The 17,223-nt window shown below is 58.5% G+C and carries 17 protein-coding genes; 9 read left to right on the top strand and 8 right to left on the bottom strand.

Annotated elements, in window-relative coordinates:
- Positions 1-93 precede the first annotated feature (93 nt).
- Positions 94-1,218: a HAMP domain-containing sensor histidine kinase gene (locus tag RHM55_RS17830; RefSeq protein ID WP_322177615.1), complete on the top strand. Its 1,125-nt coding sequence runs from the start codon at positions 94-96 to the stop codon at positions 1,216-1,218.
- Positions 1,219-1,321: 103 nt separating this feature from the next.
- Here RHM55_RS17830 and RHM55_RS17825 read toward each other — a convergent pair whose 3' ends face one another.
- Entirely contained in the window at positions 1,322-1,627 is a 306-nt protein-coding gene (locus tag RHM55_RS17825) for a chaperone modulator CbpM (protein ID WP_322177614.1), read from the bottom strand.
- Between the two features lie 2 nt (positions 1,628-1,629).
- Complete coding sequence (cbpA, locus tag RHM55_RS17820; protein WP_322177613.1) at positions 1,630-2,574, bottom strand: curved DNA-binding protein; 945 nt, start codon at positions 2,572-2,574, stop codon at positions 1,630-1,632.
- A gap of 329 nt (positions 2,575-2,903) precedes the next feature.
- On the opposite strand from cbpA, the gene RHM55_RS17815 reads away from it, so the two are divergent.
- Entirely contained in the window at positions 2,904-4,169 is a 1,266-nt protein-coding gene (locus tag RHM55_RS17815; RefSeq protein ID WP_322177612.1) for an Hsp70 family protein, read from the top strand.
- A 94-nt stretch (positions 4,170-4,263) separates the two neighbouring features.
- Here RHM55_RS17815 and RHM55_RS17810 read toward each other — a convergent pair whose 3' ends face one another.
- From RHM55_RS17810 to RHM55_RS17800, 3 genes are all read right to left on the bottom strand, one after another.
- The gene (locus RHM55_RS17810) at positions 4,264-5,274 is read right to left on the bottom strand and encodes a hypothetical protein (protein ID WP_322177611.1); all 1,011 of its coding nucleotides are present in this window, start codon (positions 5,272-5,274) and stop codon (positions 4,264-4,266) included.
- Between the two features lie 191 nt (positions 5,275-5,465).
- On the bottom strand, positions 5,466-5,765 hold the full coding sequence (locus RHM55_RS17805; protein ID WP_322177610.1) for a PsiF family protein: 300 nt from the start codon (positions 5,763-5,765) through the stop codon (positions 5,466-5,468).
- Between the two features lie 87 nt (positions 5,766-5,852).
- Positions 5,853-6,641 carry a helix-turn-helix transcriptional regulator gene (locus tag RHM55_RS17800; protein WP_322177609.1) on the bottom strand — a complete coding sequence of 263 codons (789 nt, stop codon included), beginning with the start codon at positions 6,639-6,641 and terminating at the stop codon, positions 5,853-5,855.
- A gap of 95 nt (positions 6,642-6,736) precedes the next feature.
- Here RHM55_RS17800 and RHM55_RS17795 point away from each other — a divergent pair, with 95 nt between their 5' ends.
- Positions 6,737-7,624 (top strand): DMT family transporter, encoded by an 888-nt coding sequence (locus tag RHM55_RS17795; RefSeq protein ID WP_322177608.1) that lies wholly within the window; start codon positions 6,737-6,739, stop codon positions 7,622-7,624.
- Here the strand turns inward: RHM55_RS17795 and RHM55_RS17790 are convergent.
- The gene (locus RHM55_RS17790) at positions 7,619-8,509 is read right to left on the bottom strand and encodes a triacylglycerol lipase (protein WP_322177607.1); all 891 of its coding nucleotides are present in this window, start codon (positions 8,507-8,509) and stop codon (positions 7,619-7,621) included. The two genes, RHM55_RS17795 and RHM55_RS17790, sit on opposite strands and share 6 nt — an antisense overlap.
- A 236-nt stretch (positions 8,510-8,745) precedes the next feature.
- Here RHM55_RS17790 and RHM55_RS17785 point away from each other — a divergent pair, with 236 nt between their 5' ends.
- Positions 8,746-9,279 carry a ferritin-like domain-containing protein gene (locus tag RHM55_RS17785; RefSeq protein WP_374028650.1) on the top strand — a complete coding sequence of 178 codons (534 nt, stop codon included), beginning with the start codon at positions 8,746-8,748 and terminating at the stop codon, positions 9,277-9,279.
- Positions 9,280-9,534: 255 nt separating this feature from the next.
- Here the strand turns inward: RHM55_RS17785 and RHM55_RS17780 are convergent, their stop codons facing one another.
- Entirely contained in the window at positions 9,535-11,601 is a 2,067-nt protein-coding gene (locus tag RHM55_RS17780; protein WP_322177606.1) for an AsmA family protein, read from the bottom strand.
- 311 nt (positions 11,602-11,912) lie between these two features.
- Here RHM55_RS17780 and RHM55_RS17775 point away from each other — a divergent pair, with 311 nt between their 5' ends.
- From RHM55_RS17775 to RHM55_RS17755, 5 genes are all read left to right on the top strand, one after another.
- Positions 11,913-12,545, top strand: coding sequence for a TetR family transcriptional regulator (locus RHM55_RS17775; RefSeq protein WP_322177605.1), 633 nt, complete (start codon positions 11,913-11,915; stop codon positions 12,543-12,545).
- Between the two features lie 161 nt (positions 12,546-12,706).
- Positions 12,707-13,207 (top strand): urease accessory protein UreE, encoded by a 501-nt coding sequence (gene ureE, locus RHM55_RS17770; protein WP_322177604.1) that lies wholly within the window; start codon positions 12,707-12,709, stop codon positions 13,205-13,207.
- Complete coding sequence (locus tag RHM55_RS17765) at positions 13,204-13,878, top strand: urease accessory protein UreF (RefSeq protein WP_322177603.1); 675 nt, start codon at positions 13,204-13,206, stop codon at positions 13,876-13,878. Before ureE ends, RHM55_RS17765 begins: the two co-directional genes overlap by 4 nt.
- Positions 13,879-13,921: 43 nt before the next feature.
- Positions 13,922-14,539: an urease accessory protein UreG gene (gene ureG, locus RHM55_RS17760; protein WP_322177602.1), complete on the top strand. Its 618-nt coding sequence runs from the start codon at positions 13,922-13,924 to the stop codon at positions 14,537-14,539.
- Positions 14,540-14,693: 154 nt separating this feature from the next.
- Positions 14,694-15,833 carry an AGE family epimerase/isomerase gene (locus RHM55_RS17755; RefSeq protein WP_322177601.1) on the top strand — a complete coding sequence of 380 codons (1,140 nt, stop codon included), beginning with the start codon at positions 14,694-14,696 and terminating at the stop codon, positions 15,831-15,833.
- A gap of 121 nt (positions 15,834-15,954) precedes the next feature.
- On the opposite strand, the gene RHM55_RS17750 is transcribed toward RHM55_RS17755, so the two are convergent.
- A complete protein-coding gene (locus RHM55_RS17750) occupies positions 15,955-16,719 on the bottom strand; it encodes an SDR family oxidoreductase (RefSeq protein ID WP_322177600.1) in 765 nt (254 codons plus the stop codon).
- Positions 16,720-17,223: the final 504 nt, after the last annotated feature.

Below are 17,223 nucleotides of genomic sequence, written 5' to 3'. Positions count from 1 at the left end.
AACAGGCCGCCCGGAACCTGGCAGTGCTTGAAACGAGACAAAGACGCTAAGATGCGCCACCTCATTTATAGCTGCCCAGCAAGGTAACCGGCCATGCGCCTCTCTGAATTCATCGTCCAACAGGTTGACCGTATAGTCGATGAGTGGGAAAAGTTCGCAAAAACCATAAAGCCTGCAGCCGACTCGATGAACCGAATCGAGCTACGTGACCACGCCAAAACGATTCTGCTGGCGGCCGCCCGGGACATGACCACCTCGCAGACTGCAAGCGAACAGGCGGCCAAAGCGAAAGGCGAAGGCCCGGAAAAATCCCCGACACTGGATCAGGCAGCCGCCAGCCATGGCGAGTTGCGTCATAACGTAGGCTTTGATTTAGTGCAGATGACGTCTGAATTTCGTCATTTGCGTGCCAGCGTGATTCGATTATGGGTCGCCAGTCTGGAGTCGCCAGATCTGACGTACTTTCAAGACATGATTCGCTTCAACGAAGCCATCGATGAAGCGCTGGCCGAGTCCACCGCGGCCTATGCCGAGCAAGTGACACGCTCACGGGATATCTTCCTGGCGATTCTGGGACATGATCTGCGCACGCCTTTGCAAGCGGTCAGCATGTCCACAGAACTGCTGGCGCGTAAGCTCGACCTCGATGAAAGCGCGCAGGCTTATGTGGCACGCATTAAAGGTGGCACCCGGCACATGGGGGCGATGGTTCGGGATTTACTCGAGTTCGTGCGCAGCCGTCTGGGTGCCAGCTTGCCGGTCGAGCGTAAGCCCATGGACATGGCCAGCGCCTGTCGCGAGGCCATCGCAGAAGCCTGCGCCGGTCAGCCGCACTGCGATCCAAGTCTTGTGGTCAGCGGTGATACCCACGGTGAATGGGATCGCGGGCGCATCGATCAATTGCTGCAAAACCTGATTGGCAATGCGCTACAGCACGGCTCCAACAACCGCAAAATCAGCCTGACCCTCACTGCCGATGAACACGACGTTACCCTGCTCATGCACAACTTCGGCGAGCCTATTGCGGAGGATGCGATCGCAACGATTTTCGACCCGCTGGTACGCAGCGCCAGCGAAGTCGTCGGCCAACCATCGACCAGCCTTGGGCTGGGGCTGTTTATCGTCAGGGAAGTGGTCAATGCCCATCAGGGCAGTATCAAGGTCACGTCGAACCGTGACGATGGCACGACGTTTACGGTGACTTTACCGAAGCATTGAGTGCCTGATTGAGCGCTTCGCCAACACGTTGGCTCCTACAGTGGGAACGTGAACTACTGTAGGAACATCCGGGCCGCACAGCCTCGCTGGCGAGAGTTCCAGACTACTCCAGCAAAAACCGCCCCAAGCGCTGCTTGAGCATGCGGTTCTCGGCCCGTAAAAGCTCGACTTCGTCCAACAGATCCAGCGCCACAGCCACCCCTTGCCATTCCAGATCCAAGTCACGCTGCAATTTCAGCGCTCGCTTGGCGACCGCCAGGGCGTGGGCGTCGAACAACCAGTCATCCGGCTTTTGCCCCTGAGGTTCGAGGATGCCGTGTTCGACGATTTCGATCACGTAGGCAGCCGGTATCTCGGTTACCTGACAGAATTCCTTCATATCCAGCTCTACGATCAGGGTGCTGCTCATGATCAGTTACTCCATTGGACCCGCGGATCAAAGGCGGCTTTTTCAGCCAGGCTTTGCCAAATCGCCTTGGTTTCTTCGTCAGAAAACGTGGGCATGACGACTTTAAGCTGGGCGTAGAGATCACCCCGCAGCCCCTTTTTGTCGACCAAACCATTGCCTTTGACGCGTAAGCGCTGACCGCTCTGGCTGTCCGGCCGGATGGTCAGGTGGATCTTGCCAGTCAGGGTCGGCACCGCGACTTTGGCACCCAGAGCAGCTTCCCATGGGGTCAACGGTACGGTGATGATCAGGTCATGACCTTCGACATCGAACAACGGATGAGGTGCCAGACGGATGATCAGGTACAGATCACCGTTGGCCGCACCGCCCACACCCGGCGCGCCCTGCCCTTTTAGGCGGATACGCTCACCGTCGGCGACACCGGCCGGGATTTTCACGTTCAGGGTCTTGGTGATGTCCGGCATACGCTGGCCGTCAGCGCTGTGTTGCGCGACCTTGAAGCTGACCTGTTTCGATTCGGTCGACAGGGTTTCTTCAAGGAAGATCGGAAGTTCCATCTCTACATCCTGTCCACGGCGACCGGCGCTGTGCGCACGGCCTTGCTGAGCCCGACCACCAAAGATCGAGCTGAAAAAGTCTGAAAAATCGCCCCCGGCTTCATCCCCGAAACCACCTTGAGGCGCACCACGACCCTGCCACCCAGGCGGCCCCTGGAATGGACGGCCCTGCTGGCCGTACTTGCGCAGGTCATCGTATTCGGCGCGTTTCTCCGCGCTTTTGAGGACTTCATAAGCCTCTGAAGCCTCTTTGAACTTGGCTTCTGCGCCCACTTCTTTGCTGACATCAGGGTGATACTTGCGCGCCATTTTGCGGTACGCGGTCTTGATCGCCTTGTCGTCCGCCGTCGGCTCTACGCCAAGAATCTTGTAGTAGTCTTTGAAGTCCATCTAACGGTCACCCTCCCCAAATTTATTCAGCTTAGCCCCGAAACGCCCATGCTCTGTGCATAGCATCCTCTCATTCGGCGCGTTTGGATCGATTAACGTTGCAAGCTTAGCGGCTGACGAGCGGACTCCCGTGATGAGTTCAGCTTATAAACCGCTCAGGCGCCAGGCAATACCCGCAAGATTGGGGGCAAGTGCGGCCAGTTCAAGCCTTGCGCACGGATCGATCCTCAAAATCAGCATTTAACTGCATCTAACCGACGTTTGCCCTACGCATCTGCGGTGCGCTGACATACACTGCGCGGCCGTTTTTTAACTGGAACATGGAACACATGAAAAACGAATCTCCAGCCCGTGCCTGCGGTATCGACTTCGGCACGTCCAACTCCACTGTCGGCTGGCTGCGCCCTGGCATGGAATCGCTTATCGCGCTGGAAGACAACAAAATTACATTGCCTTCGGTGGTGTTCTTCAACATGGAAGAACGCCGCCCGGTGTATGGCCGTCTGGCACTGCACGAGTACCTGGACGGCTATGAAGGCCGCCTGATGCGCTCGCTGAAAAGCCTGTTGGGCTCCAAACTGATCAAACACGACACCAGTGTTCTGGGCACGGCCATGCCGTTCAAGGACCTGTTGGGGTTGTTTATCGGTGAGCTGAAAAAACGCGCCGAGGTCACCGCCGACCGCGCGTTCGATGAAGTGGTACTGGGCCGCCCGGTGCATTTTGTCGATGACGACGCCGCCGCCGACCAGGAAGCCGAAGACACCCTGGTGGAAGTCGCCCACAAGATTGGCTTCAAGGAAGTCTCCTTCCAGTACGAACCCATCGCAGCGGCGTTCGACTACGAGTCGACCATCGAGCGCGAAGAATTGGTATTGATCGTCGACATTGGCGGTGGTACCTCGGACTTCTCGTTGGTACGCCTGTCGCCGGACCGGCGCTTCATCGCCGACCGTCACGACGACATTCTCGCCACCGGCGGCGTACACGTCGGCGGGACTGATTTCGACAAGCAACTGAGCCTGCAAGGCGTGATGCCGCTGTTCGGTTACGGCAGCCGGATGAAGAGTCAGGCCTACATGCCCACCAGCCACCACATGAACCTGGCGACCTGGCACACCATCAATGCCGTGTACTCGCAGAAATCCCAGCTGGCGTTAGGCAGCATGCGTTACGACATCGAGGACACCAGCGGCATCGACCGCCTGTTCAAGCTGATCGAGCAGCGCGCCGGGCATTGGCTGGCGATGGAAGTGGAAGAAACCAAGATCCAGCTGACCCACGAAGAAAGCCGCCATCTTGCGCTGGACCGGATTCAGCCTGGCTTGAGCGTGGAACTGAGCCGGGCGTTGTTCGAGTCAGCCATCGGCGCATTGCTGACGCGGGTGCGCAACAGCGTGTCGAAGCTGCTTAATGATGCGGGCGTGAGTGTCGATCAGGTTGATACGGTGTTCTTCACCGGCGGCTCGAGCGGCATTCCGGCGTTGCGTAACAGCGTCTCGGCCATGCTGCCCAACGCCCGCCATGTGGAAGGCAACATCTTCGGCAGCATCGGCAGCGGCTTGGCGATCGAAGCCAAGAAGCGCTACGGCTGATTCAGTCAGACAGTTGGCTCACACAGAAGATCGCATGCTTCTGTGGGAGTGAACTCATTCGCAAATGGCCCGAAACGGTCGATCTGATACCGCGCTAAACCAGCCCGACACCCCTCAACTCACTTTTCAAATACGCGTAATAAATCGGCCCGGCCACAACGCCGGGCAGGCCGAAGGCTGCTTCAAAGATCAGCATCGCCAGTAACAATTCCCACGATTTGGCACTGATCTGGCCGCCGACGATCCGCGCGTTGAGGAAGTACTCGAGCTTGTGGATCACGATCAGATAACCCAGTGCCGCTGCGGCCACCCAGATCGACAGCGACATACCGACAATGAAGATCAGCGTGTTGGACATCAGATTCCCCACCACCGGCAGCAGGCCAAGCAGGAAGGTGAGGATGATCAGCGTTTTGGTCAGCGGCAGGTGAACCCCGAACAACGGCATGACCACCGCCAGAAAGATCCCGGTAAACGCGGTGTTCAGCAGGGAAATCTTGATCTGCGCGAAAACGATATTACGAAAGGCCTGACTCAAAAAACTCAGACGATCGAACAGCGCCGCCGCCAGCGGTTTGCGCTTGTGAACGTCGCTCACCTGCTGCAAGGCGATGATCGCCCCCAACACCATACCGATCAGCAGCGTGACAAACATGTGCGCCGCGCCCTTGCCTAGCAGCTGTAACTCGCCCACATGCTTCGCCAGCCAGGCACCCAGCGACACACGGAACTCGGCGGCGCTGGCGGGCAGATAACTGTCGATGAACGGTGGCAGTTGCCCGCGAGCGCGGTCCACCAGAATCATGAATTTATCCAGCGATGCGCCAGGATTTTCTGCTTCGTGCAGCAAGAAACTGATCGCGCCTGCAAACAGCAAGGCCAGCACACTGACCACCAGCGTGCCCAGCAACGCCACCGCCAGCCAGCGCGCACGATCTCCTGCAATCAGACGCTGCAGCTTCGGTGTGAGCATGTTGACCAGCTCGTACACCAGCAACCCAGCCAATAGACTCGGTAGCAGTTTGAACGGCAAGACCAGTAACAAACCGCAAAAAATGATGATCCAACTGGCCAACAACACGTGACGCGGAGAAAACGTTGGCATGACAGCCCCAAAACGAACGGCTCGAAAAGGTGGGCAGTCTGCCAGCGTTCGGGGTCGAGGACCAGCGATCCGATAGCCGTGCCGATGATCAGCCGACCACGCCGGCGATGACGACCCGAATCAAGGCCGGCAATCGCAGGTTTAAATGCGCTGGACGTACCGCTGTGCCTGTCATGGCAGCCGGTTGTCGATTATTTTTTGAGACACTGGCTCATGAATGCTTTGCGCTCATCACCCTTCAGCGCTTTCGCCTGAGGATCGGCATTGCAGTCTTTCATTTTCTGTTGCTGAGGCGTGACCGCCTTGGCTGCCGGTGCGGGTGACGCCTTCAGGCAATTGCTCATGAACGCTTTGCGCTCATCGCCCTTTAGGGTTTTCGCCTGGGGGTCCGCATTGCACGCGGCCATCTTGTTCTGTTGTTCTGTGGCGGCGAATCCTTGGGCACACATCAACACACCCACGATCAGCAAAGGTATATGCAGCATCTTCATGGAGTTTTCTCCTGATTACCGCACCGGGCAGCACGGTTCGCGTTGAAGTGTAGCCAACGCTCCGCCATGTGTTACGGCATCTGTCTATCAGGCTTTTTTTGCCTGCCGCCGATACTGCTCGGGCGTACATCCGGCCACCAGACGCTGGAACATCGAGATAAACGCCGAGGCACTGCTGTAGCCCATATCGAAAGCGATTTCCTGCACAGAGCGACGTCCTTCCAGCGCCTCGATGGCCGCCAGAAATCGCATGCGCTGACGCCAGTCACCGAAGCTCATCCCCAGCTCGCGCAGGCACAAGCGCGCTAATGTCCGTTCACTGACATGCACCTCACGCGCCCACTCGACCAAGGGCCTATTATCCCCGGGATCGGCCTGCAAGGCCTGGAGCACGCTGTGCAGCCCTGGGCTTTGTGCATAAGGCAGATAACGCGTTTGCACCTGCGCCACGCGCAATTGATCGACCACCACTTGCGCCAACCGGATATCAGCTTCGCGCTCAGGGATTTTCACGTCCCGTTCCGCAAAGTCATTGAGGATCGCTTTGAGAATATCGCTGATCACCAGCGTGCACGGCTCGCTCGGTAAACTGGCGCAATGTTCGAGGGCGAGATAGACCGAGCGATAAACGATAGCCTGGCGGTTGTAGCAACTGTGTTCGGTAGTGGGGGGTATCCACACGGCATAGTGCGGTGGCGAGATAAAGCGCTGCCCGGCGATATCCAGTTCCATCACCCCATGGGCGACAAAGTTGAGCTGGCCCCAGGCGTGGCTGTGCGACGCACTGTGAGTGTCAGCGCCGAACTCGTCGTGACGCAGGTAAACCGGGGACGGCAGCCCGGAAAAGTCTGGAATGCTTAAAAGCTTGTTGTTCATGCTGTCTGTATTCAAGGGGATATTGTCTGAAACAGAGTATAGCCATCGATCCAGACAGGGGATAATCCAGCCTCATTTCTGTTGTGGTTGTCCTCATGCAATACCTGTATCCGTTATTGGCCATTTTGATCTGGGCCGGCAATACCGTCGTCAACAAATTGGCCGTGGGGGTGATCTTCCCCGCCGAGATCGGTTTCTATCGCTGGGTGCTGGCCGGGATCCTGTTCACGCCCTTCATGCTCAAACCAGTGCTGAGCAACTGGACGATGATAAAACCCAACCTGGGGAAAGTTTTCATCCTCGGCGTGCTCGGCATGGCGGTGTATCAAAGCCTGGCGTACTTCGCCGCGACCCTGACCTCGGCCACCAACATGGGGATCATTCTGTCGCTGATGCCGATGATGGCCCTGACGCTGTCGATCACCAGTCTCGGTAATCGCCTGACCGCAGGGGCGCTGGTGGGTGCGGTGCTGTCGTTTGGCGGGGTCTTGGTGGTGATTTCAGCGGGCAACCTGAGTACCTTGATCGAGCAGGGTGTGAACATGGGCGACGCAATGATGCTGGTCGCGACCCTGGCGTATGCGGTCTACAGCACGCTGCTCAAAAAGTGGCAATTGCGCATGCCGCCCCTGCAACTGCTGTACCTGCAAGTGTTGGTGGCGATTATTGTTCTGCTGCCGCTGTTTATCCTGTCGCCCAAAGCAGGGCTGAGCCCGAGCAATATCCCTTTGATTTTGTATGCCTGCATTCCGACCTCGATGCTGGCCCCGCTGATGTGGATGCACGCCATCAGCCGTCTGGGCCCGAGTCGCACGACGTTATTTTTCAACCTGTTGCCGATCATCACCGCACTGATTGCCGCTGCAGTGCTGGGCGAACGTCTGGCCCTGTATCACTTGCTCGGTGGTGCGCTGACGCTGGGCGGCGTGGTGCTGGCGGAACGCTGGAAAACACCCTTGCGGGCCCCATCAGCAGCCTTATAGCCCTGCAGCTTTGAGACGCTCGGCATGCTCGGTGAACAACCGCACCGGATCAGCCCCCTTGCCCACCAGCCCGAGTGTCTGGTTAACGATGTCGAAATGGTCGAGCGGATAGTCATCGCCGATGACCGTCCCCAGGTGCGAACTGAAACGCCCGACCATACCGTCGCAATGCCCGCGTTCTCGGGTAAAGGTCCGGGCAAACAGGCGGCAGGTGACGTTGGTACCGTCCAGACGATTACGTCCGCGATCACTGCGCCCTGGCTGCAACGTGCCAGACCACGAGTAATAACGCACACCGTTGACCGACTCTTCGCCCTGCCCGCCCCACGTCTCGGGCAAGCCTTGCGGGCAGCGGCGGTTGAACAGCGACACGCCTTCGGTGGTCAGCGATTGGTGAGACGCATCGACATCGGTCGGCAACTTCGGCCCGCGATAGCCGGTCTCCAACAGGCGCATCAGCCCGGCCATCAGGCGCATGACGCCGTTGAGCAAGCGTCGTCGGACCGTGCCGGGAGGGAAGCTTCGTCCCAGGTAATCCGCCAGCTCCGAGCCATGGTTGGGGCCCGCGACCGAGGTCACGGACGCCACCAGATCCGGGCGTTTCGCTGCGGCGTAGCGACTGGTCAGTGCGCCCTGACTATGGCCAATCAGGTTGACCTTGGCCGCTCCCGTTTCGCGCAGTATTCGCTCGATCTGTTGCAGCAATTGTTCGCCGCACACTTCTGTGGAATTGACTGCAGACACCCTCACCGGGAAGACCTTGGCCCCACCCTGCCGCAACCTCGACACGATCCCGAACCAGTAGGGGTACACCACCACCCGGACAAACCCTAATAAACCCGGAACCATCACCAGCGGATAACGCGTCGCCAACTCTTGCGTCATAAACCCGGATCCTTTGCAGAGAGGACTTCAACCTTAACGGTACCTGCGCAATGCGGGCTCACTGTCTCGTGTCCAATTGAAACTGGCAATGGACCAATCACCCCCATCTCAATAAAACTTTCTCGTTGTTCATCACTCTCAACTACGTACCGATCACGCCGGAGTACCCATTTGAAGGTTTTAACGGGCAGCTCTCGAAAGCGAGACGGAAACCGGATTAGCCCTGGAGATTGATGATGAGCAACGAGCAGCAATTATCAGATGTGAGCAGCTTGCGCCAACGTGCGCGCGTGAATGTGGAAAACGGTGCCGTAACCGAGGGTTACAGCGCTGACCGTGAAACCGTATTGCGTTTGCTCAACGAGTCACTGGCCACAGAACTGGTGTGCATCCTGCGCTACAAGCGCCACTACTACATGGCCAAAGGCCTGAAAGCTAACGTCGCGGCCACCGAGTTCCTCGAGCACGCTCAGCAAGAGGCCGAGCATGCGGACCTGCTGGCGGAGCGGATCGTACAGTTGGGCGGCGAACCGGAATTCAATCCCGACACCCTGTCGAAAAACTCCCACGCACAGTACGTCGCCGGCAACACGCTTAAGGAAATGGTCTACGAGGACCTGGTCGCCGAGCGGATCGCCATCGACAGCTATCGCGAAATCATTCAATACATCGGCGAACAGGACCCGACCACCCGGCGTATTTTCGAAGTGATCCTTGCTCAGGAAGAAGAGCACGCCGATGACATGGCGGATATTTTGAAAGATTTGTAAGCGTCCCCCGGCTCCCACGGTAAATAGGTGATTTACTTCGTGGGAGCTGACTTGTCTGCGAATCGGCTGCGCAGCAGTCGCAAAATGGTTGAATTCACCACTTCAGGAAGGTCGTGCCGAGTCGAGCGCACCCCGGTTTCTTCGCAGACAAGTCAGCTCCCACGCCCTCTGGGCAGAATCGAGACTCAGTCTGCTGCGCGACAGCGCGGCGTCGGAGACCGGGCGGCATCCACCAGAGAGTGCGATCTGTCTAATTCACTTCACCGTCTTCGGTGCCTTGCCCGCTTTCATCTGTTCCAGCAACGGTGCGCATTGATTCGGTTCGCCTCCGCTAGGCGCCACCAGGGCGAGCAAACCGGCAGCGGGTCCCATGACCGCCCCCAACAGCACCATCCCCGCCCCTCTTAATAGCAGCGGCCCGGTCTCAACACCGGCGTCAGGCTTGGCGAACGGCCCGCGGACATACAGGGGCGAACGCAACGAAAACACGCGCATGCCCTTGGATTCCGGATTGATCTTCAGATCCAGCTGCTCGCTGCGGAAGTTCGCCGTGCCATCGATGTAGACGATCGCGTTCTCGGTGTCGAACACGAACAACCGGGTTGTGGCGAGGCCGTTCTTGATCCCCAGATCAGCTGCGGCACAATTGATCTTCACTGTCTGGTCGCCAAACATCTTGCCGACCACATAGTTGCCGACGTTGAGCCCGGCGATCTCCATCAACCCACGGCTGATGGCGCCGTCGTTGACCAACATTTTCAGATCACCATTGGACGTTCCCAGCAACGCGGCTATCGAATTGCCGCGCCCGCTGATGTCTGCGTCACCATTCAGCTCGCCGAAGCTGGTTTTCATGGGCTCGAATGTCGGAAAAAGCTGCTTGAGTTTGAAGTTACGCGCGGTGAGCTTCGCCCGCCCTTGCAGCGGCGTGGCACGTCCGTCCAGACGAATGTCCGCGTCCAGCTTGCCGCCCGCCACGCCAAAGCGCAGGGGTTGCAGGCTCAACTGGCCGTCGTCGAGCACCACGTGGGTGTACAGGTCAGTGAACGGCAAGTCTGTGCTCTGGACAATTTTCTTACCGGTGAACTCGACGTCGGCATCCATATCGCGCCAGCGCTCGGTGCGGAACGCTTCAACGGGTAGCACCTTGCCTACAGGTTGCTTGCTGTCGCCCCCGCGCTTTTTCTGCGCGGCATTGGAGTCGGCACCAATCAATGGCGCCAGATCGGCCAGCAGTAACTGGTTGGACACAAGGGTCCCGGTCAGCTTCGGACGCGGCTGGCTGGCGGCATAACCGAGATCACCCTGGATATCGCTGTTGCCGATCTTGCCGTTGAAGCCCTCGTACCGAAACGACGCGCCCTCGGGCTCATGCAGTTTGGCAACCAGATGACCGTCGGTGGCATAGGCTGGCGAGTCCGGCAACGTGACACCGGTCAGCGGGTACAGGTTAGCCAGGCTGCTGCCCGCGAGCTTCAGGCGCAGGTCCAGCGCACCCAGGTTTTGCGGGTCGGTCAGGGTGCCGGCAACCGCAATATGGGTGTCGGCAATCTGCAGATCGGCTTGCAGCGGGAAAGGTTGTGTTGCGTCTTTGAGCGCCAGCAACCCACCGACTTTGCCGGTGCCACTGAGTTTCTGGCCGTGATACTGCCCTTTGACCGTCAGGCCAAAGGTGTAATCCTGCGGCACGACGCCCTGATCGTGGATTTTTTTCGCCTGGCCACTGCCGACGATATCGCTAAACGGGATGGGTTTGCCCAACAGATCAATGACCAGTTCGACTTGCGTTTTGAGGCGCTGGTCATTGAGACTGACCAGTCCTTTATCAAAGCCAATCGTACCGATGTCGATCACCCACTTCGAAGGCTCGGCGTTTGCGTCGACCTTGGGCAAGTCGAAGGTCCAGTTGGCGCGGCCATCGGCCAGGCGTTCCAGCTTCGCATCGGGCCCGGTTAAATCGATTCGCGGGATCACAACCTGTTGAAGCAACAACGGCAGGAGTGCCAAACGAAACTCAACACGCTTGAGGATGACCATCTGCGGACTTTTCGACCAGTCCGGATTGCCTAGCGTCAGGTCTTCAGCGACGAAATGCGGCCACGGCAACCAGGCGCGCCAACCGCCTTGGTCAGGTTCACGCTGCCATTGCACCGCGAGATTGCCATTGATTGCAAAGGGTCGATGCAGGGCCTCAGAGACTTTTTCGTTGAGGGTCGGTTTGATTCGGTTCCAATCGAACGTCGCAATCACAATGCCCAGAACGGCCAACAACACCAACAGCGTGGCACTAATACCGCTAAAAATTTTACTGCCGCGCGTCATTGCACGATTCTCCTGATAGCGGTAGCACGCCCACATATGTAGGGGCGCGCCTCCGAACGACTTTGCTGTTCGACTGGAAAAAGCCGCTCAGGTTTGGTCAACGTGGCAAATAAGCTGAATTCGATTCGATGACGTCAACGCCAGTCTGCTCACTCAGCCGAGCACTGAAGGCGGTTCTGATCGTTTAGCCGGCTCACTGTCAGCGGATTCCTGCTGTTGACTGATATTCACTTTTGCAGCGGTCGATTCGACGCATGCGAAGTTCATTTGATAGAGTGCCGAGCAGTCTCCTTTCAGATATCTGCTGCCCCATGCTGCTCCGCGCCGAACAGAAACAACAAACCCGTCACGCCTTGCTCGACGCCGCTCGCAGCTTGATGGAGAGCGGCCGAGGATTCGGCAGCCTGAGCCTGCGTGAAGTGGCCAAAGCAGCGGGCATCGTGCCGACCGGATTCTACCGGCATTTCGAGGACATGGATCAACTGGGCCTGACCTTGGTCTGCGAAGTGGGCGAAACCTTTCGCGAAACCATTCGGCTGGTGCGGCACAACACCTTCGTGGCGACCGGGATCATTGACGCGTCGGTGAAAATCTTTCTCGAGGTGGTTGCCGCCAACCGCTCACAGTTTCTGTTTCTGGCCCGCGAACAATATGGGGGCTCGCTTCAAGTGCGTCAGGCGCTGGGCGCCCTGCGTGAAGGCATCAGCGCTGACCTCGCCACTGACTTGGCGGGGATGCCAAAATTGCGACACCTCAACCCTGATGACCTGTCTGTCATGGCCGATCTGGTGGTGAAAAGCGTCTTCGCCATGCTCCCAGAGCTGATCGACCCACCCGCCGAGAACCTTGCCGAACACCTGACGCCTAGAGCTAAAATCACCCAGCAGTTGCGCTTCATCTTTATCGGCGCCAACCATTGGCAAGGGCTTGGCAGTACCGAGTGACCCGCAATAGCGCCCCAATCAGTGCTACGCACCAATAGGGTGCCCCTCTGCGTGCTATCTGCACGCAGATGCAGCACTCTCTGTCAGCAAACCCCCACACGATCACTGTTGGCAAGCACCTTGCTCTGCCTACTGCATCGCACTTAGCTGGAAGCACTCTGATGCTGGTGATTCATCGAAGAATCGATCCTCAAGCCACATGGGCTGACGAGCTGCATTTGAATTTCGAGGCGCGCAGTAAAAGCCGCCTGCGTTGCTTCAGTGCCGAGGGTGAAGACGTTGGGCTATTTCTCGAGCGCGGTCAGCCGCCCCTGCGCGACGGTGAGTGCCTGCAAGCCGAGGACGGGCGCATCGTTCGCGTGTGCGCCCGGCCTGAACGACTGCTGCACGTTACCTGTTCCAACGCTTATGAGCTGACCCGCGCCGCGTATCACCTAGGTAATCGACATGTCGCCCTGCAAGTAGGCGATGGCTGGTTGCGCCTGCTTGATGACTATGTACTCAAGGCCATGCTCGACCAGCTCGGCGCAACCACCGAATCCATTGAGGCCCCGTTCCAACCCGAGCATGGCGCTTATGGTGGCGGCCATCACCATTCGCGAGCGGGCGAAGAAGAGTTTAATTACCCGCCACGCATGCACCAATTTGGCGTGCGTACGTGAACAACGCCTGGGCGCTGCTGCGTCTGGCCAGTCCGCAGCTGCCGATTGGCGGTTACAGCTATTCGCAAGGTCTGGAAATGGCGGTCGAGCAAGCGTTGGTCGCCGACTCCGGCAGCGCTCGACGCTGGATAGGCGATCAACTGTTGCTCAATCTGGCGCGTTTCGAAGCGCCATTATTGCTGGCCCACTGCACCGCAGCGGCACAGGACGATTGGGGCCAATTATTCCAGCTGAGCCAGGAACACCGCGCCAGTCGGGAAACCCGCGAGTTCTATCAGGAAAGCCGGCAGATGGGCTATTCCCTGCAACAGCTGCTCAACGGTCTGCCTGAACTGGATCAACCGGCCCGGGCGTTCCTTGTGCAACTGCCAGAGGTGCACTTCGCATTAGGCTGGGCCTTGGCTGCCCGTGCCTGGCAAATCAGCCCGCAAGACGCCTTGGCCGCGTGGTTATGGAGCTGGCTGGAAAACCAACTGGCCGTGCTGATGAAAACCCTGCCGATGGGCCAGCAAGCTGCGCAACGCCTGACCAGCGAGCTGTTGCCCTTGCTGCAACAGGCCCAACAACAGGCCGCCACAACCGAGCCCCGACATTACGGCAGCGCCGCCTTCGGCCTCTCGCTGGCGAGCATGGCCCATGAACGTCAATACAGCCGACTGTTTCGGTCCTGATCTTTTTTTGTGAAGAGCCTTGTAGCGCTCAATGGAGAACATTATGAACAGCCAACCCCTGCGTGTCGGCATCGGTGGCCCGGTCGGTTCCGGCAAGACTGCCCTGACTCTGGCCCTGTGCCTGGCCCTGCGCGACCGTTACAACCTGGCCGTGGTCACCAACGATATCTACACCCGTGAAGACGCCGACTTTCTGGTACGCAATGAAGCCCTCGCGCCCGAGCGGATCATCGGCGTCGAAACAGGCGGCTGCCCACACACAGCCATTCGCGAAGATGCCTCGATCAATCTGGAAGCGGTGGATCAGTTGAACCGACGCTTTCCGGGACTGGACCTGATCATCGTCGAATCCGGTGGCGATAACCTGTCCGCCACCTTCAGCCCCGAGCTGTCGGACCTGACCCTCTATGTGATCGACGTCTCGGCCGGCGACAAACTGCCACGCAAGGGCGGCCCCGGTATCTGCAAGTCGGATTTACTGGTGATCAACAAGGTCGACCTCGCCCCGCTGGTAGGCGCATCGCTGGAAATAATGGACCGCGACACGAAAAAGATGCGCGGTGATAAACCCTTCGTCTTCAGCAACCAGAAAACCGGCTTGGGTCTTGAGCAGATCATTGCCTTCATCGAGCGCCAGGGCCTGTTGACTCAGGTGGCGTGATCTGACGCGCATGAGTTGGCACTTTCGCGAATCCCCCCACAGATCGCCTATTTTTTTGTGGGGGCGAATTTATTCGCGAATGGGTCAACACGGTGTGCCCAATACACCGTTGCGTTACCATGTCGCGCAAACGCCCTAGCCGTGACGCCAGCCGATGCCCGATGTTTCCAGCTCTGCCTCCAAGCCTGAATTGACCCCTGTATTCGCTGCCGTGCAGCTACATTTCCAGCAGGTAATCGTGCCGCTCTGGCTAGGTTCTGGCTGGAATGCGGCGCTGGCGCTGCCCTATGAGGCCGTGGACGCCGATCATCAGCCGTTGCCTCCCAAGCGCTATCGCGCCATGGCGTGTGCACGGCAGTTGTATCTGTTCTCCAGCCTGATCGATCAACCCTCGACGCCGGATGCACGTGTCCATGCCGCAGCGCTGTTCCGCTCTTTGCAGCAGCATTTCCATGATGCCGAATACGGTGGCTGGTTTTACAGCATCGATCCACAAGGTGGGCCTCTGGATCGGTGCAAAGACCTGTACACCCACGCGTTCATCATTTTCGCCTGCGCTCATTACTGGGCCAAAGTGCGCGATCCGCTGGTCGAATCGGTACTCAATGCTGCCCTGAACGTGGTGGCCGAGCGCTTCACCAATGGCGACGGGCTATACGAAGCCTGTCTCGGTCAGGATTGGTCGTTCCTCGACAGTGGTCCACTGCAGAACCCATTGATGCATCTGGCCGAGGCCTTCCTCGCCACGGTGTCAGTGCGCGAAGACCTGCCCACTCAAGCAGCATTGGCCGCGTTGGTCGCCGCGATGCAGCAGCGATTCATCGACCCGGTGCACGGCGTAATACTGGAAAAACCGACGGAGGCTGTGAATAACTGGTTCGAACCGGGGCATCAGTTCGAATGGTTTTTCTTGCTGGAGTCCTCACCACTGCTGCGCAACAGTCCCCTGCACGCATCGCTGAGCCGAGCGTTCGCATTTACCGAGCAACATGGCGTCGACCTGCAAACAGGTGCGGTCAAGGCAATGCTGGAAGTGAACGGCGCGGTGCGCGATGGCACCCAGCGAATCTGGGCGCAGGCCGAATACCTGCGGGCATTGACCTTGCGGCCTGACAGCGATGCATTACTGGCGCGCCAACTGGTGGCCCTGCAACAACGCTTTCTGCACCCGGCAGGCTGGCATGAATGCCTGGATGCCGATGGCAAGGTCAGCCGCAACGATATGCCGTCGACCACGCCCTATCACCTGGCGACCTGCTACAGCGGATTGGCTGAGTATTTCGGCCAACCCTGACACCACCTTCGCGGGCAAAGAATCTGTAGATTCCGTCTTGACCCTCACCGCGCAAGCGCAAATTGTGGGTCAACCGGTTTGCCTGGGTTGAGCACGCCATAAACGATGTGCAGCCGCTGACTCAGCCCCGGCTGCGATCAATCGAAAAACCAGCCCAGGTCTGGCTCACCGGCATCAACTCAAGGCTGTTGATGTTGATGTGCGCAGGCGTGTTCAGCACCCAGAAGATGGTCTCGGCGATATCCTGTGGCTGAATCGGCTCGGCACCCGCGTACGTGGCGTCATAACGCGCCTTGTCACCGGCGAAACGCACCAGCGAGAACTCGCTTTCGCACAGGCCCGGCTCGATGTTGGTCACACGCACGCCAGTGCCTACCAGGTCGCAGCGCAGGTTCAACGAAAACTGTTTGACGAACGCTTTGGACGCGCCATACACGTGACTGCCCGGGTACGGATAATTGCCCGCGATGGAGCCCAGGTTGATGATCCCGGCCCCACGCCCGTGAGCGATCAACCGTGGCAGCAACAAACGGGTGCTGTACAGCAGGCCCTTGATGTTGGTGTCGACCATGGTGTCCCAGTCATCCAGATCGCATTTCGGCGCAGGGTCCACACCCAGTGCCAAACCGGCGTTATTGATCAGCGCGCGCAGGGTCGCGAACTCAGCCGGCAGGCCCTCGATAGCGCTCTCCATGGCCTTGCGGTCGCGTACGTCCAGCACCAGGCCATGGACTTTGGTCTGCTTGGACAACTCGGCGCACAGCGCGTCAAGGCGCTCCTCACGACGGCCCGTCAGCACCAGCGACCAGCCAGCGTCGGCAAATCGACGGGCGCACGCTTCGCCAAAGCCGGAAGTGGCACCGGTAATGAACACAGTGGAAGTCATGTCTTTCTCCTGATTTGGCTTGAACGTAGCGCAGCCATGATGACGGATAAGGGAAACAGGTCAGCAGAATGCCCGCCCAAGCGGGTTTCCAGCAACCCTTTGGGGATAAATCAGCCTTCTGCGCTGGCTGCGACTGTACAAAAAACACTCTATCGAGGCAAAGCCACGTTCCATATGGGCTGCACTGGGTTTTACCCACCTTATCCACAGCCAGACCCACAGTCTTTGGGGGCAAGTGCACATTCGCTCAAACCCGCCAATTCAGGGCCGGCGTGCGGATATCGGAAGTTTTTCACTTGACCCTGGGGTCCGCGCGTGTAGCAGGCAAAAATCAGCCGGCCAGGCCAAAACTGCAGGTGAAGGCCCCATGCCAGTAACTACGGCCCTTAGCCGAACCTTTCCAGTGCTTGCCCACAGACTTATCCACAGGTTGCACCGATAAATTAGCTGTATGAATAACCAGCTATAAAAACGTTGACAGAACGCACTGGAGCTCGCGTAAAA

This window comes from Pseudomonas sp. MH9.2 (assembly GCF_034353875.1).
GTDB lineage: Bacteria > Pseudomonadota > Gammaproteobacteria > Pseudomonadales > Pseudomonadaceae > Aquipseudomonas.
This window is presented reverse-complemented; position numbering and strand designations above follow the sequence as displayed.